A 15,708-nucleotide genomic window follows, 5' to 3' on the forward strand; every position below is an offset into this window, starting at 1 on the left:
TAATGAAAAGCATTGCAGCAAGTTATTGTTATGAGGTGGGAATCAGGGAAAGTGAGTGATAGTAGAAGACGGGATTTTTTCCTCTATTTTTACGCTTTTTTTACGCGATTGCGGCTGACGCATTTGTTAAAGTAAAGCGATTCATTGTTCTATAGTTAGGCGTTATGAATTTTTTGGGGCGCGATTACTCGGTAATATTGATGGGGCTGACCTTAGCCTTTGCTTTATTGATTTCTTGGTTGATTGATTATTGGCTCGGTTCAACGGTTGCTGTGTTATTGATTTTGCAATTGTCCATTGTGATGATTGCGCTTCAATGTCACTCCCGAGTGGCTTATTTGGCTGCAGTTATAGAAGCGATCAGTTTTAATTTTCTCTTTACTATGCCTCGTTATTCACTGCAGATGTTTCATCTCGAAGACATGATTAATCTCGTCGTCTTTATCGTGGTTGCTTTTACTACTAGCCAGTTGGCTGAGCTTTATCGATGTCAGCAAGGAGAATTGAAGCAGACGCAACTGCGTAATCAAATTTTGCTTTCGGTTTCCCATGACTTACGAACGCCGTTGGCTGGCATTATCGGCACATTGACCACGCTTAAAGAGTATTTGCCTAAGCTTACGGATACGGAAAGAACCGAGTTACTCGATAGTGCAACGTCTGAGAGTCATCGGTTGCATCAGTATATTGAGAATTTACTTCAGGCCACAAAGATTCAGCATGGGGCATTGGTGGTAAGAAAAAATCCAGAGTCTATTGTCCATATTCTTAATAAAGCAATGGAGCGACTTTCTCTGCGCAGTGGCCGCATTTCTGTGATGCCTCATGGCCCCATTCGTTTCGTTTTGGTCAGTGCCTCACTCATTGAACAAGCACTCTTTAATGTATTGGATAACGCCTTACGTTACTCTCCCATAGATGATCCTGTGACGGTTACCCTTTATCAGGACGAACAATCTGTCGTGATTGATATCTTAGATAGAGGTGAAGGTTTATCAGAAGATGAAATAGGGCATATTTTTGATCTCTTTTATAGTGGTGCAGTTTCCCAATCAGCAGATACCGGGTCTGGATTAGGGCTTGCTGTTGCCAAAGGGTTGATCAGTGCTCACGGTGGCAGTATTGAAAGTGTTCCTGTCTCTAAGGGGTGCTTGATGCGCATTACTCTACCGACCGTTAATGAAGGGCTGGTGTTATGAGCTATAAAATTCTTGTGGTCGATGATGAGCCTCAAATTCATACTTTCATTCGTATTTCATTGGCCGCCGAAGGGTTTGAATATTTCGGTGCTCGATCGATTCAGGCTGCACGGCAGTCGATTCAAACTCATGTTCCAGATGTCATTATTCTTGATCTTGGTCTCCCCGATGGTGATGGCATGACATTATTGAAAACCATTCGTCAGTCGGAAAAAACGCCGATATTGGTCCTGACTGCACGAGATCAAGAAGAGGAGAAAATTCGCTTATTGGAGGCGGGAGCCAATGACTATTTGAGTAAACCCTTTGGTATTCGAGAGCTGATTGTACGAATCAAAGTCTTGGTGCGGGATCTGCTTGATGAAGACGATGCTTCGGATACGACTGAGTTTGGAAGGTTGTCGCTCAAAAAAAGCACGAATCAGGTTTGGTTGGATGGTTTAGAAGTGATGCTGACTAAAAAAGAGTTCGCTTTTATCGCGTATTTACTGACACATCCGGGGCGATTAGTCAAACAAAGTGAATTATTGGAGAAAATTTGGGGTAAAAGCCACATTAATGATACTCATTATTTACGAGTCTTAGTGAGCCAACTTCGTAAGAAGCTTAATGACAGTGCTGATGAGCAAGGCGTTATTAAAACGGAATCAGGGGTTGGATACCGACTCGTCTCAGCAGGTTCTGAGCGTGATTAACCCTAAAAATACTTTGCGTTTATTGGCGATGCCGATGCTTTGGATGGGTATTGTTCAAGGTTTTTTTGGGCTACTTTCCTTGTTTGTTTTTCAAGATCGAATTGCCCGAATTTTCTTCTCTTCTTCCTTTGTCATGATCTTGGTTGCTGCTTTGTTGTTGGTGTTATTAAGGCAGAGTTCGCTACATAAAGTTACCTTTCGTGATGCAATGATGTTCGCGTCACTGACTTGGGTTGTCACGGGAGGGGTGGGGGCGATCCCTATTCATGTTGTGACTCAAGTTAGTATGACGGATGCCATATTTGAGTCAATTAGCGGGTTGACAACCACGGGAGCCACCATCTTGTCGAACTTAGATTCGATGCCTCCATCGTTTCTACTCTATCGACAATTTTTACAATGGATGGGTGGGCTCGGTGTCGTTATTTTTGTTGTTGCCGTATTACCCATACTTAATGTTGGGGGAATGCGGTTACTCAAAGCGGAATCGCCAGGGCCAATTAAAGATGACAAACTTTCCCCCCGTATTTCTAAAACCGCCCACTATTTGTGGGGAGTCTATTTTGTGATAACCATCGGTTGTGCGTTGGCCTATTATTTAGCCGGAATGTCTGCTTATGATGCGATTGCGCACAGTTTTACTACGGTTTCAACCGGAGGCTTTTCAACCCATGATGCCAGTATGTGGTATTTTGAAAGCCACCTTATTTTGATGTTGTCTAATATCTTTATGATGTTGGGAGCCATCAGCTTTGGCTTGCACTTTCGGGTATTTCGCTCCGGATTTCTCGGGCTAAAACTGTATTTTTCTGATGAAGAATCTCGAGTTTTTATTCTTATCATTTTGGTGCTTTCTTTTCTTTTGGGTGGGTATTTATTTACCCAAGCCACATATGACAGTTTTTTCATCGCACTGAGTTTTGCTACTTTTCATGTGGTCTCCTTTATTACCAGTACTGGATTTGGTGCGGCCGATTTAAGCTGTTGGCCTGCTGCGACGGCATTGTTTCTGGTTTTATGTGCTTATTTAGGTGGATGTTCAGGCTCAACGGCGGGAGGAAATAAAATTGTTAGGGATATTATCACGTTAAAAATTATCAAGCGTGAAATCTATCAGTTGTCATACCCAAGAGGCTTATTGCCTATTCGGTATCAGGGGCGAGTGATTCATTCCGAAGTCACGAATGCCGTCATGGCATTTCTCTCATTAGCCGCATTGACGACCGTGATATTAACGTTGTTGATGATGGCAACCGGGTTGGATTTTTGGTCTTCTTTTACGGCGGTCGTTGCGTGTCTCAACGTATTGGGCCCTGGGTTTGGTGACGTAGGGAGTAATTTTCAGCCCGTTAGTGATGCGGGGATTTGGGTGCTTAATCTTGCGATGATCTTAGGTCGTTTAGAATACTTTACTGTGTTGGTAATGTTGCTTCCTCATTTTTGGAAAAAGTAATAAAAGGTAGTGTAATGGCACATTTTACAGTCATAGGTTTAGGGCGATTCGGCATTTCAGCCAGCCTTGAACTGATTCACCTTGGACATACGGTAACTGGCGTGGATCGAGATGCCAAGCTAGTGGAAAAGTATGTGGAAGAGTTAACCCAAGCGGTGATTTGTGATTCAAGCGATGAAAATGCGCTGAAAGAGTTAGATCTTGCGAATAGTGAGGCAGTATTGGTCGCTATTGGTGAAGATATGCAGTCCAGTTTATTGTGCACATTAGCGCTTAAAAACTTAGGGGTAAAAGAAATCTGGGTAAAGGCAAGCACAAAAGCACACCATACTATTGTTTCTAAGTTGGGCGTACAGAGGATTATTCACCCAGAAGAAGAGATGGGAATACGTGTCGCACAGTCACTCAATTACCCGATGGTAAACAATTATCTTTCTATTGGTCATGGCTTGTATGTGGTAGAGATACACGTCAAGCCGACCTTACAACATACTGCAATATCACAAGTACTGGGCGATGCTAAAAATAGTGTACAAGCCATTCTCGTTAAACGAGATGAGGCTGTCATTACCCAGGTGAAGGAAAACTTCTTATTGGAAGCGAATGATATTCTTTTGCTATGTGGGACTCGTGCTGAGCTGAAATATCTGGCTCCAAGGCTGGTGTAATATGGTGCTGTGGCATCCTTCCATTTCGCCTATTGAGCGCAAACCTAAAGCGGGAAAAAAATTAGTGGGTGCACCACCGCTCATTTTGTGTGGGAGTTTTTTACTGCTGATTTTACTGGGGACTGGACTACTAAAACTGCCCTTTGCGACGCATGAACCGATTAGTTGGCTACAAAGTTTATTTACCACGACTTCAGCCGTGACGGTCACAGGGTTAGTTGTGGTGGATACGGGCACTCGTTTTACCGTATTTGGGCAGACTATTATTGCTCTACTTATTCAATGTGGCGGGTTAGGACTGATGACTTTTGCCATTGTCACCTTGCTTGCATTAGGGGGTAAAATTGGTTTTCTAGAACGAACCATTGCTAGGGAGGCCTTCAACCAGACCGATTCTTCAACCTTAGTTACGACGGCTAAATCAGTATTAGGGTTTGCTTTTGTGGTTGAATTGATCGGGATGAGTATATTAACCCTGTATTGGCAGCAAGAGTTGGGTTGGGCAGACAGTTTATTTCATAGTTTTTTCTATACACTTAGTGCCTTTAACAATGCTGGGTTTGCTTTAAATGCAGAGAGTTTAATGCCTTATGTCGCCGACCCCGTGGTAAATTTCACTATTACAGGATTGTTTATTACCGGCGGTTTGGGGTTTTCGGTTTGGATTGATCTTAAACGCAATCGTCGTTGGTCTCGATTAACGGTATATAGCCGAATGATGATTTTGGGGACGGTGGCGATCAATGCTGTCGCATTAATTGCGATTTATCTGATTGAATACAATAACCCTAATACATTAGCGCCATTAAGTGAATCGGGTAAGTGGTTGGCCGCTTGGTTTCAGGCGGTGACGCCTAGAACGGCCGGATTTAATACTTTAGCGATCGATCAGTTAGAAGATGCTACGACGGCCATTTTGTTAGTCTTGATGTTTATTGGTGGTGGGTCATTGAGTACCGCAAGCGGAATAAAAGTAGTGACTTTTATGGTATTGATTTTAGCTACTTATGGTTATTTAAGACGAGATGAACAAGTATATGTATTTAAACGTGAAATTGCTAAAGATACCATCAGTAAAGCATTAGCGTTGACCATGATTTCACTGGTGGTTACGTGGTTGGCTATTTTTATTTTGTTGCTGAGTGAACAGGCCTCCATGGCGGATATTGTCTTTGAGGCAGTCTCAGCGTTGGGAACGGTTGGGTTATCACGAGGGCTAACGGGGCATCTTTCTACATCAGGAGAGTTTATTATTATTTTCTTGATGTTTATGGGGCGATTAGGACCTCTCACGATCGCCTATTTTTTAGCGAGCCCGAGAACTAAGAAGCTGCGCTATGCAGAAACCAAGTTAGCGATTGGTTAATGTTGAATGGGGTGAAGTGAGACGAGATTCAATTAAGGTGATCCCTACCGACTAACCTTAGAGGGTAGGGTGGCTATTAAGTGAGTTTTTGGCCTGAACGACCTAATGCTTTCCATTGTTGAATCAGCATGTAGCCAACGACCAATGAGAGGCAAATGTTTGACAAAGGAACGGCGAGCCAGACACCGTTGAGCCCCCAAAACTTAGGTAATATCAATAAAAATGGCACTTGGATTAACATGTTGCTCATGGTGATGAAAGTCGCTTTGTGGCCTAACCCAAGAGACTGGAACCATGTCGCAGTTAAAACAAGAAAACCATCCAAAAACATGGCGCATAAAAATAGCCGCATTGCCCAAGTGGTCGTCGTAAGTAAGGCTGTATCATCTTGTGCAATAAAGAATTGAGCAAAAAAGTCTGGTGACCATTGAATCGCTAAGACAAAGAGCACCCCACAACCTAACGTAAATAGGCAGGCAATCTTATAAGCCTCTTTTACTCGGCTTTTTAGGTTCGCACCATAATAAAAACTGCTTAAAGGCTGCATGCCTCCCGCGGTGCCTTCAGCCATCAAGTAATAGAAAGTAATCAAATATCCCGCGATGCTATATGCAGCCACATGAATGGCTTGGCCATAATGCAGCAGTAACATGTTATGTAATACAATCGAAAAGCTGACGTAGAGATACATCAGCATACTCGATAGACCCGTTTTAAGAATGTCGATAACTGCGGGGAGTTGCCAGTGAAAGGTTGGCCAAGCAAAGGGCAGTTGGCTTCGACGACTGAGTAAGTAGCTTAGACAGAGTGTGACGGAAATACATTCACCCAACAGCGTTGCTAATGCAGCTCCTTGCAATCCTAATTGGAAATAGCCGATAAATAGCGCATCCAGCGCGATATTACTGATCGCACCGATGGCCATGGCCATCGTTGCCAAGCGTGGAGCTCCCGCATTACGAACTAATAAGGGGAGAGCAATACTACCCAGTACGATCGGTGCGCCAATCATCATCCAGTAAAGATAGTTTGCACCTTGAGTATAAGCACCTTCTTCGGCCCCTTGTAAGAGTAAAAAATTAGGGCTTAAAAAATGCAGAAGAAGGCCTAAGGGCAGTCCGATAGCGACCAATAGTAATAAAGCATGCATCAAGTATCCACTGGCTTGGTCACGCTGGCCAGCCCCCATTTTTAATGAAGTGTGCGCGCCAGCACCCATTCCAATCATCATTCCAAATGCGAGTAAAATGCCCACAAACGGCCAAGCAAGACTAATGGCAGCAAGGCCATCTCCTCCAATAAAGTGACCGACAAAGATTCCATCAACAATTTGATATGTGCCGCTTACCATGAGTGCAGCAATGGAAGGTAAGGTGTAGTGCCAAAAAGCCTTTCCTACGGATGATTGTTGTAAATTGATCATATTCTCTCTTATTTAATAGGGGCGTGATGCGAGCTGAGGAGGTTCCATTTCTCCTAACTCTAAGTCGCGGCAAGCTTTGGTAAGCAACTGTTCTAACTGTTTCAGTTCATCGTGCGTTAATGTGTGCTGAAAATGCTCAATGGCTGATTGATAGACATGAGTCTCATATTGTTGCATCACTAACATCTTTTTGCTGGGGAGTAATCGCTGGGCTCGAGCATCTTCTGGGCAAGGTTTACGGATGATATAACCTTGTTTTTGCAGTTTGTTGACCATCGTACTTGCCGACGCTTTACTGATTTTCATCTGTTCTGCCAGTTCAGTTAAACGCAGCCCTTTGTCTGCATAAGACAGTATCGTATAGATATATTGCAATTCGCTGTTGGTGAGATCTAAATTGCCATTATGTTTTGCTTGTTGACGCCAGTGGTGCCATAAATGCCACTCTAGCCGTTGTAGGCTGTACCTTAAACCCATCGAAAGCTGACTCTTATTGCTATTTAATTTTTTTAGTTAGTCTAACTAACTATATTTTTAGCCGCAAGAGTAAAATCAATATTGGGGCTAAGGCATTTTGACTTTGTCTTGATTTAGATTCTGATCATCGGTAAGCATGCAGGGAGCAGCGAAAGGTTTTTGAGAGTATGAATTCATCGTGATAAAGCTCGCTACCATCCGTACAGGAGGCGGTTTCTCCTACACGGATGGCCTGAGTTAGTTACGATACCGCTTAATCATGGCTAACTTCCACTTCATAAGAGGTAAATTTACGGATATTGATCACACCATTATCAAAGATCAAATATTGGCCTTTGATCCCTTGTAAACGTCCAGTTACCTGACGTTGTTTATCAAAATTGTGCGATATGATTTTGCTTGGATGTTGCTGAATGGGGTATGCGATATCTGTTGTTGTGTGATGAACATCAGTGACGGCATCATTGCCAAACTGCTGCTTAATTTCGGTAATGGTTTTAGCCAAAAGAGGTTTGAGTGCTTCTGCCCGTTCTACTAAAGAAAGGGGAGCGCCTTCTTCTTTTAATAGTGTTCGCCAGTTGGTTTTATCGGCAATATGCTTCGCTAGCTCTACCTCAATTAATCCTGAAATATGACGTGTTTTTACCTGATAGATAGGTAACCCTTGTGTTGCGCCTTGATCAATCCAACGTGTTGGGATTTGGTTGTGACGTGTAATACCGACTTTCAAGCTCGAAGTATTTGAAAGATAAACATAGTGATCAACCATGCAGTGAGTTTGTGCCCATTCAGGCTCTCGGCAAGTTCCTTGTTCAAAATGGCAAATTTCTGGTTTCATTATGCACATATCACAACTGGCCAGTTTTTTCATACAAACAAAACAGTGGCCTTGCGAATAACTTTTTTTGGTTTTCTTACCACAAGCACAGCAGTAAATATTACCTGTATGCTGTAGGGTGAGTGTTTTGTCGATCAAGGGGTTGAGATCGATAAGATGTTCACCAACGGGCAGTTGATAATGAACTTGAGTACCAAGCTGGGTGCGCATTTTATTCAATACGCCGCGAACAGTGAAAGACATGACATTACTCATTAGGTTAAGTGCGGGTGATTCACTCTTTAGTCGTGAATGGTGTCGATGGGGTTGATGTTTCATCGGGTATGGGTTCGTCTGTGGCTTTTTCCAATATTATGGGTTCTTTGGGACCTAGAAATTTAGGCTGAGTATCAAATAGATAAAGATCAAAAAAAGCTTTGGTTCTAGCAAAGACTTCTCGCAAGCGAACGTTAAACCCCGAATAGTTTGTTGGCCCAGGTACGGCAAGGCAGGTTGCGTTAATATTATGATGTTCAGCAATAAATAAGGCGCGCTCACAGTGGAAACGTTGGGTGATGATTAAAAAATCATCGGTATCAAAAATACGTTTAGCGCGCACAATAGAATCTAGAGTTCTAAACCCTGCATAATCAAGATAAATAACCTCACTGGGAACGCCTGCTTTGAGTAAGTCTCGCTTCATTGTCCATGGTTCATTATAAGAACGGTGGGCATTATCGCCACTGAGTAAAAAATGGGTGACCTTTTGTTGTTGGTACAGCTCAATGGCCGCATCGATTCGATGCAGGTAATAGTCATTGAGAGTCCGGCCGAGATATTTACTGGTACCAAGTACCACAGCAACTTGAAAATGAGGCAGTTGCTGTGTGTCATTGAGGATCTGATCTTGTGTTTTCCAACTGACCCAGCGGTCAAGGCTAAAAATGACGATCGCAGCCGCGAGGCTGGCTAAGCCTAGAAAGGTCATTCCTTTGCGTAGCCAAAAGCCAACACGCAATCGGCGAATAAGTAGAAACACGGTTAAATTTGACGATTTTTTTGTGCCCATAGGCCTATCACGACAAAGCTGATGATAACAATGCTAAACATCATGCCTCGCTCTAAATGAGAAAGTGTCCGAGTTAAGTAAGGGCTAGCTTTAACAATGATTAATCCATAGCCAAACGCATTGATAGCAATGAAAGCCAATGTTCTAAAAATAAAATGCTGATTCAACATTATCCGACGTAGAAGGGCATTAATTTCCCCGCCCAGCATGACCAACAAACAGGCAATGAGCGCCATCGAAATCTCAGCAAGGTAGGGGGCGATATAGTGGCCCGCAGGGGCAAAAAAACTCAGCATATCTATCTGTGCTCTAGTAACAAAAGCCCCGAATGGGGCTTATTTTAATTCTTTATGGTGAGTGATGTGCCTTATGGCGACAGCTCCCACCGTTAGAAGACAGTAATTGAATTAGAAAGCGGTACGTTTGTATCGACGGTAGGAAGGCTGCCAGAAATGTTGTTCGATAGCAACCTCTAGAGCTTCATCGGTTATTTCTAACGCGACCCCTTGTGCAATGGCTTTCTTCGCTACCGCTAGTGCGATTTTTTTCGATACGGAATGGATCGATTCTAACGGTGGAAGTAGTGGCCCATGGCCGTTGATCGCTAATGGGGAGCATAGAGCCAGTGCGCGGCTTGATTCCATTAACATTTCGTCGGTCACACGTTTCGCTCCGACAGCCAGTACACCAAGCCCAATACCTGGGAAGATATAGCTGTTGTTACATTGTGCAATGGCATAGGTTTTACCGTCATGCAAAACGGGATCAAAAGGGCTACCCGTCGCGACTAACGCTTCACCATTGGTCCAGCGAATAATATCTGCGGGTGTCGCTTCTACTCGGCTGGTTGGGTTTGAGAGTGGGAAAATAATCGGACGAGGGCAGTGAGCGTGCATTGCTTTGATGACTTCTTCACTAAATAAGCCGGGAGCACCCGAAACGCCAACCAAGACGGTGGGTTTTGCCTGACGAGCCACATCAAGCAGAGAATAGCCATTTCCTTCCGATTTCCATTGCTTCGTGTTGGCTTTTTTCTGGACTAAACGCTGTTGGAAGTCGAGTAAATTAGGCATTCCTTCTTCCAATAAACCCCAGCGATCCACCATATAGACTTGAGAGCGGGCCTGTGCATCGGAAATCCCTTCTGAAACCATTTGGGCAATGATCGCTTCGGCAATCCCACAACCTGCAGAGCCTGCACCCAAGAAGGTAATTCGTTGTTCAGACAGTTTACTTCCTGCTGCTTTACATGCTGCGAGCAGTGAACCTACCGTGACTGCGGCCGTTCCCTGAATATCATCATTGAAACAGCAGATGCGGTTTTTATAACGCTCAAGCAGTGGCATGGCATTTTTTTGTGCAAAGTCTTCAAATTGAATTAAGGCTTCTGGCCAGCGACGTTGTACGGCTTGGATAAATTCTTCAACAAAATTATCGTACTCAATGCCGGTAATACGTGGGTGACGCCAGCCCATATACATAGGATCCGCCAGTCGTTGTGGGTTGTTCGTACCAACATCTAACACTATGGGTAGAGTATAGGCGGGGCTGATCCCGCCACAGGCGGTATAGAGTGATAATTTCCCGATCGGAATACCCATGCCTCCAATGCCTTGGTCACCAAGCCCTAAAATGCGCTCACCATCGGTGACAACGATGACTTTAACATTATGGTTTGCGGCATTGTTGAGTAAGTCATCAATGCGGTCGCGGTTGGCATAGGAAATAAACAGACCCCGCCCACGGCGGTAAATATTTGAAAAATTTTCACATGCTGCCCCTACTGTGGGGGTGTAGATGATCGGCATCATCTCTGAAATGTGATTTTGTACTAAACGATAAAATAAGGTTTCGTTGGTATCTTGAATATTACGCAGATAGATATGCTTATCCATATCGCTTTCAAAGCTACAGTACTGTTGATAAGCGCGAACCACCTGTTCTTGAATTGTTTCGGTTGATTCAGGTAGCAAACCTTCTAAGTTAAAAGAAGCACGCTCTTCTGCACTAAAAGCGCTGCCTTTATTCAATAGAGGGGTACTGAGCAGGGCAGGCCCTGCATAAGGAATGTAAAGCGGACGTTTATCGTTATTCATTTTCGGCCTACGTAGGGTGGATGGGAACAAGGAACTTAAAAATGATAACGGCTTATCCGCTCGCTTGTAAATAGACAAGCCTTAACCTTACCTTGATTATGTTAATTAGGGCTGATAACCGATCTAAGGCCAGCGAAAAGGGACGAAAAGTGGCGTATTTTCCGTTATTATTTACCGACCTCTCTCGCTCTATATTCTTGTTAACTATGCTTCATCTTCCTATTCAATCTTTATATACCGATTTTTTATCCGCATTACCTCATCAGCATCTTATCGTGGAGGCTCAAACGGGTTCGGGGAAGTCCATGTGTTTACCGTTATGGGCTGCACAACAAGGCCGAGTATTGGTGATTGAACCGAGGCGAATTGCGTGCACGTCTCTTGCTCAGTTTCTAGCAGAGCAACAGTCTGAATCGGTGGGTGGCACGATTGGTTATGCCATTAAATTGGAAGCGTGTTATAGCGAGCAGAGTCAAATCGTGTTTGTGACTCCTGGTGTTGCTTTACGGTGGTTGGCGGAAGAGGGGTTGGCAACGTTTGATATTGTGATTATTGATGAATTTCATGAACGGCGTTGGGATAGTGATCTATTGGTGGCGTTACTGCGTGAACAGACAGATAAACGCTTAGTGGTGACCTCAGCTACTCTGGAAGGAGAGCGCTTGGCGCATTACTTAAAGGCCAAGCGTCTACAATCGGATGGGAGACAGTATCAAGTCACGGTTGAGTATCACAGCAAAGAAAGTCATAAATTACCAGAAAGCTACTGGCTGGCGGAACGAGTCGCACACGAAGTGCTACATGCGAGAGAACTCACTTCCTCCGACATTTTAGTTTTCTTACCTGGGCGGAAGGAAATCAGCCAGTGTCAGCAATTATTAGCGGGACAGTCTTCCTTATTGGTTGTACCACTGCATGCTTCCGTTAGTGAGCAAGATAGGCATCGAGCGCTCAATCCACAGCCTCAGCAGAAGGTCGTACTTGCCACTAATGTTGCCGAAACGTCGTTAACCATTCCGAATATTGCTTATGTTATCGATAGTGGACTAGAGCGAAGAACCGAACAACGAAATGGTCGCACAACATTAACGTTAAAAGCCATTTCCAAAGCCAGCGCGCAGCAACGAGCAGGGCGAGCTGGGCGTGTAATGAATGGGGTGGCCATTCGTTTATATGGTCAACATGCTGCATTAGAGGCGGTAACACCTGCAGAAATGCAGCGAGAATCGTTACTTGAACCGATGTTGGCTTCGGCCAGTTGTGGACGACCGATGGCTCAGTTAACGTTTCTTGAGCCATTACCAGAAAAATCGCTACAGCAAGCCTTTGCTCAGTTGGTCACCATGCAAGCGATCAGGGACGATGGCACGATCACTGAACATGGCAAAAAAATAGCGCCACTACCGATAGATGTGCTTTATGCCGACTTAGTTGCTCGTATGGAAGAGAAAAATTTACAAGAAGCGATGATCGACCTTACCGCCGCTTTGTCTGTCCCAGCCAGCTTATATAAATTACTCCCAAGTGAAGATCAACGCGAAAAACTGAATAAACAAGAACCTTTGCACTGTGATGCCCAATTATTGATTCAACTGGTACGTGGAACCATCTTTGATGGCGTTAGCATTGAAACAGAGGCATTACATGAAGCACAAGGGCTGGCCGAGCAAATGCGTCAGGTCTATCATTTGCCCCAGTTAGAGGTTGCATCTCGATATTCACACCAGCAACTGGCCTATGCAATTGCACGTTTACACCCTGAATTACTCTTTGTCCGTAGAGCTCGACGTAAAGAGGCCATGGGAAACGGAAAAATAGAAGTGTTGATTGGTCGAAATAGTCGGTTTTCTACTGAGCATGAGGCGGCACTAGTTTTGGATCAACACTCACTACCGGGGCGGGGCGTAAAGCAGACGATGACGTTAGCAACGGTGTTGATGCCGATAGAATCACAGGCTATTGAGCATTTAGAATTGGGTGAGTGGCGACAAGCAGAAACGGAATCACAAGATGGAGCGCTTTTAACGGTATTGAAACTCTATTATGCAGGGCGGGAGATTGCGCAGAAACAGGTTCAAGCCGAAGGCGAGTTTGCCGTAAAATCTTTACTGGATATGGTGATGAATGAACAATGTTTACCCGGCTTTGCCAAGCTGCGTCAGCAGGAGATCTTACTCTGGAAGCTGTATGTCGACTTAGGCTTAGATAGTACAGCCCATGATCATCATTCAATCACGTTTGAACAGTGGTTTACTGAGCAACTGATTCAATTAGGGGTCAGTTCGCTAGCGGATCTCGAACTATTTAGTGCCGATGATTTCGTTTTTGAAGGTATACCTTACTGGGAAAAAGCCGATTTTGCTGAGCGCTATCCTTTTGAGTTGAATTTAGGTGATTTACAACTCTCCGTTGAATATCATCCCAAGCGTAAGTTGGTTTATGTGATTTATCAAAATGGGTTGCGAAAAACCGTACCTAAACGTTGGGAATTACCACGGTGGGAGGGGTATCGGATTCAATTTAAGAAAGCGAGCCGAATCATCGACATCAACTAATATTCCTTTACTGTCCGAAATATTAATCAACCAGACACATATTGGGTCGGATTTGTACACGGCTTGTTATTGGCTTGGTTTTTATATTCCGCTTAGTTTAAATTTATAAGTATAAAAGATTGTTTTTATATATCGCATTGCTATATGAGAATGTCTGCATAATAGTAAACAAGTTAGGATGCTACTGATATCGAGGAAGATATGGACCAATCACAACGAGTCGCTGTAGTGTTTGATTACACAAGCTTTTTAGGTGTCTCTTGTCGCAAAAAATGGACGTTTTCAGAGGCTTTATTGTCGTTCGCTCCCATTTTTGGGGCGGTTTGGCAAGATACGGTAAAACTCAGTCAAACACAGGAAGAGCGTCTCTGGGATATGGCATTACGGCGCTTATCCAGCCGTCGAAGTGATGAAGCCAATTTGATCACTTTACTGAAATTGGCTAAATCCGAAGGGATTGAAGAACTAAAATTGGTCATGCCCTATTCGCTTGAACCCGAGCAAATCACCTTGATTCAAGAGAAAAGTGCTTCGCAGATCAAAGTGTTGGAGATGGATGAATTTATGATTACTTTATAGGGTAATCATTTCGCGTTTTATCAGCCCATCTACCATTGCTTAAACGATGAAGTATTGAAAACGGTGAAGCTTGCCGATTATGACATGTTCCACCGTTTATCATTATTTTTCTGAACCTTCTATTGGTCTTCGTCGATTAAATCATACTGATCGCGCAAAATATCAATGATTTCTTGTTTTGGATGGGCACTCAGCTCGATAGGATGACCCACAATTTTTTCTGCGATGCCAAGGTAGGTATGTGAAATAGCCATGAGTGCTTCAAGTGGGAGAGCATTATCCCGTGCAAGTGCCTCACGTTCAGGCATGCGTTCTTTGTTTAACAAAATATCTGGGTCAGGGAAATAGTTGAGTAAAAATTGACGGAAGCCTTCTTTGGAGTTTTCTACGATTTTTCCAGCTTGGTAGTGTTGCTCATCCCAAATCCGTGAGGAATCAGGGGTTCCTACCTCATCCATATAAATCAATTTTTCTTGGCCGTTCACATCATTGACATAACCAAATTCAAACTTCGTATCAACAAAGATTTGTCCAATCTCTTTCAATGCTTGGCTAATAACAGCAAAGCCTTGTTTTAGTAAGGTTTCATAGAGATTGATATCAGATACTTGGCTAAAATTGAAGGCCGAAAAATTTGCTTCGATATCTTGGCGTGTGATATTGACATCATCCGCTTCCGGGACACCCGGAATGCCTTTTAAAATCCCTTTCGTGGAGGGGGTGATCAGTAATTCTGGTAATGCTTTATCTTTTTCTAATCCTTCTGGCAACGCAATTCCACAGAATTCTCGTTCCCCTTTTTCATAAGCTCGCCACATGGAACCGGTGATATATTGACGGCAGATGGCTTCAATCTTGATCGGTTTTGCTTTTTGTACAATCCACACCAATGGGTGAGGAATGTCCACAATGTGGCTATCCGCTAAGCCTTGCTGTTTAAATAAGTTAAACCAATGGTTTGAGATAGCGTTCAGTGCCGCTCCCTTACCGGGAACACCATGGACACCGCCTTCTGCATGCCAGATACAGTCAAAGGCTGAAATTCGGTCACTGATCACCATAATCGCTAAAGGTGCATCTTCAGCAATAGGGTAACCCTTTTGTTGAATCAGACGTTTACTGTCTTGTTCCGTTAGCCAGTAAACAGAGCGAACTTTACCGCTATGGACAGGTTGATGAGTACGAATTGGGAGGTCGTCATTGACGGCAAGAACTTGATCAGCAAGGCTCATTGAGACATTCCTATCTGGGTTAAACGTCGTAGAGAAAAGAAAGCAGCCTGCATTGGAGCAGGTGCCGTTGTCACTGAGC

14 protein-coding genes are annotated in these 15,708 nt (G+C 43.8%); 7 read left to right on the plus strand and 7 right to left on the minus strand.

Annotated elements, in window-relative coordinates; all coding sequences use genetic code 11:
- Positions 1–164: 164 nt before the first annotated feature.
- From EXA13_RS01415 to EXA13_RS01435, 5 genes are read left to right on the plus strand one after another with little or no spacing between them, the layout of a single operon-like run.
- Positions 165–1,199 (plus strand): sensor histidine kinase, encoded by a 1,035-nt coding sequence (locus EXA13_RS01415; protein ID WP_238131527.1) that lies wholly within the window; start codon positions 165–167, stop codon positions 1,197–1,199.
- Positions 1,196–1,894 carry a response regulator transcription factor gene (locus EXA13_RS01420; protein ID WP_238131528.1) on the plus strand — a complete coding sequence of 233 codons (699 nt, stop codon included), beginning with the start codon at positions 1,196–1,198 and terminating at the stop codon, positions 1,892–1,894. Before EXA13_RS01415 ends, EXA13_RS01420 begins: the two co-directional genes overlap by 4 nt.
- Positions 1,809–3,347, plus strand: a complete 1,539-nt coding sequence (locus EXA13_RS01425; protein ID WP_238131529.1) for a TrkH family potassium uptake protein — start codon at positions 1,809–1,811, stop codon at positions 3,345–3,347. Before EXA13_RS01420 ends, EXA13_RS01425 begins: the two co-directional genes overlap by 86 nt.
- Positions 3,348–3,361: 14 nt before the next feature.
- Positions 3,362–4,015, plus strand: coding sequence for a potassium channel family protein (locus EXA13_RS01430; protein WP_238131530.1), 654 nt, complete (start codon positions 3,362–3,364; stop codon positions 4,013–4,015).
- A 1-nt stretch (position 4,016) separates the two neighbouring features.
- Complete coding sequence (locus EXA13_RS01435; RefSeq protein ID WP_238131531.1) at positions 4,017–5,381, plus strand: TrkH family potassium uptake protein; 1,365 nt, start codon at positions 4,017–4,019, stop codon at positions 5,379–5,381.
- Positions 5,382–5,457: 76 nt separating this feature from the next.
- Here EXA13_RS01435 and EXA13_RS01440 read toward each other — a convergent pair whose 3' ends face one another.
- The 6 genes from EXA13_RS01440 to EXA13_RS01465 form a co-directional block, all read right to left on the minus strand.
- Entirely contained in the window at positions 5,458–6,804 is a 1,347-nt protein-coding gene (locus EXA13_RS01440; RefSeq protein WP_238131532.1) for an MATE family efflux transporter, read from the minus strand.
- Between the two features lie 12 nt (positions 6,805–6,816).
- Positions 6,817–7,281, minus strand: coding sequence for a MarR family winged helix-turn-helix transcriptional regulator (locus EXA13_RS01445; RefSeq protein ID WP_238131533.1), 465 nt, complete (start codon positions 7,279–7,281; stop codon positions 6,817–6,819).
- Positions 7,282–7,534: 253 nt separating this feature from the next.
- Complete coding sequence (locus EXA13_RS01450) at positions 7,535–8,362, minus strand: DUF2797 domain-containing protein (RefSeq protein ID WP_238131534.1); 828 nt, start codon at positions 8,360–8,362, stop codon at positions 7,535–7,537.
- Positions 8,363–8,393: 31 nt separating this feature from the next.
- On the minus strand, positions 8,394–9,167 hold the full coding sequence (locus EXA13_RS01455) for a SanA/YdcF family protein (RefSeq protein ID WP_238131535.1): 774 nt from the start codon (positions 9,165–9,167) through the stop codon (positions 8,394–8,396).
- A complete protein-coding gene (locus EXA13_RS01460) occupies positions 9,140–9,463 on the minus strand; it encodes a DUF3392 domain-containing protein (protein ID WP_269136826.1) in 324 nt (107 codons plus the stop codon). The genes EXA13_RS01455 and EXA13_RS01460 overlap by 28 nt, the downstream gene beginning before the upstream one ends.
- Positions 9,464–9,574: 111 nt before the next feature.
- On the minus strand, positions 9,575–11,263 hold the full coding sequence (locus EXA13_RS01465; protein WP_238131536.1) for an NAD-dependent malic enzyme: 1,689 nt from the start codon (positions 11,261–11,263) through the stop codon (positions 9,575–9,577).
- 206 nt (positions 11,264–11,469) lie between these two features.
- Here EXA13_RS01465 and EXA13_RS01470 point away from each other — a divergent pair, with 206 nt between their 5' ends.
- Positions 11,470–13,818, plus strand: a complete 2,349-nt coding sequence (locus EXA13_RS01470; RefSeq protein WP_238131806.1) for a helicase-related protein — start codon at positions 11,470–11,472, stop codon at positions 13,816–13,818.
- Between the two features lie 201 nt (positions 13,819–14,019).
- Positions 14,020–14,397 carry a transporter gene (locus EXA13_RS01475; protein ID WP_238131537.1) on the plus strand — a complete coding sequence of 126 codons (378 nt, stop codon included), beginning with the start codon at positions 14,020–14,022 and terminating at the stop codon, positions 14,395–14,397.
- 119 nt (positions 14,398–14,516) lie between these two features.
- Here the strand turns inward: EXA13_RS01475 and EXA13_RS01480 are convergent, their stop codons facing one another.
- A complete protein-coding gene (locus tag EXA13_RS01480) occupies positions 14,517–15,629 on the minus strand; it encodes a phosphoribosylaminoimidazolesuccinocarboxamide synthase (protein WP_238131538.1) in 1,113 nt (370 codons plus the stop codon).
- Positions 15,630–15,708 lie beyond the last annotated feature (79 nt).

Origin of the sequence: Vibrio cincinnatiensis, assembly GCF_022113815.1 — a bacterium.
GTDB classification, from domain to species: domain Bacteria; phylum Pseudomonadota; class Gammaproteobacteria; order Enterobacterales; family Vibrionaceae; genus Vibrio; species Vibrio cincinnatiensis_A.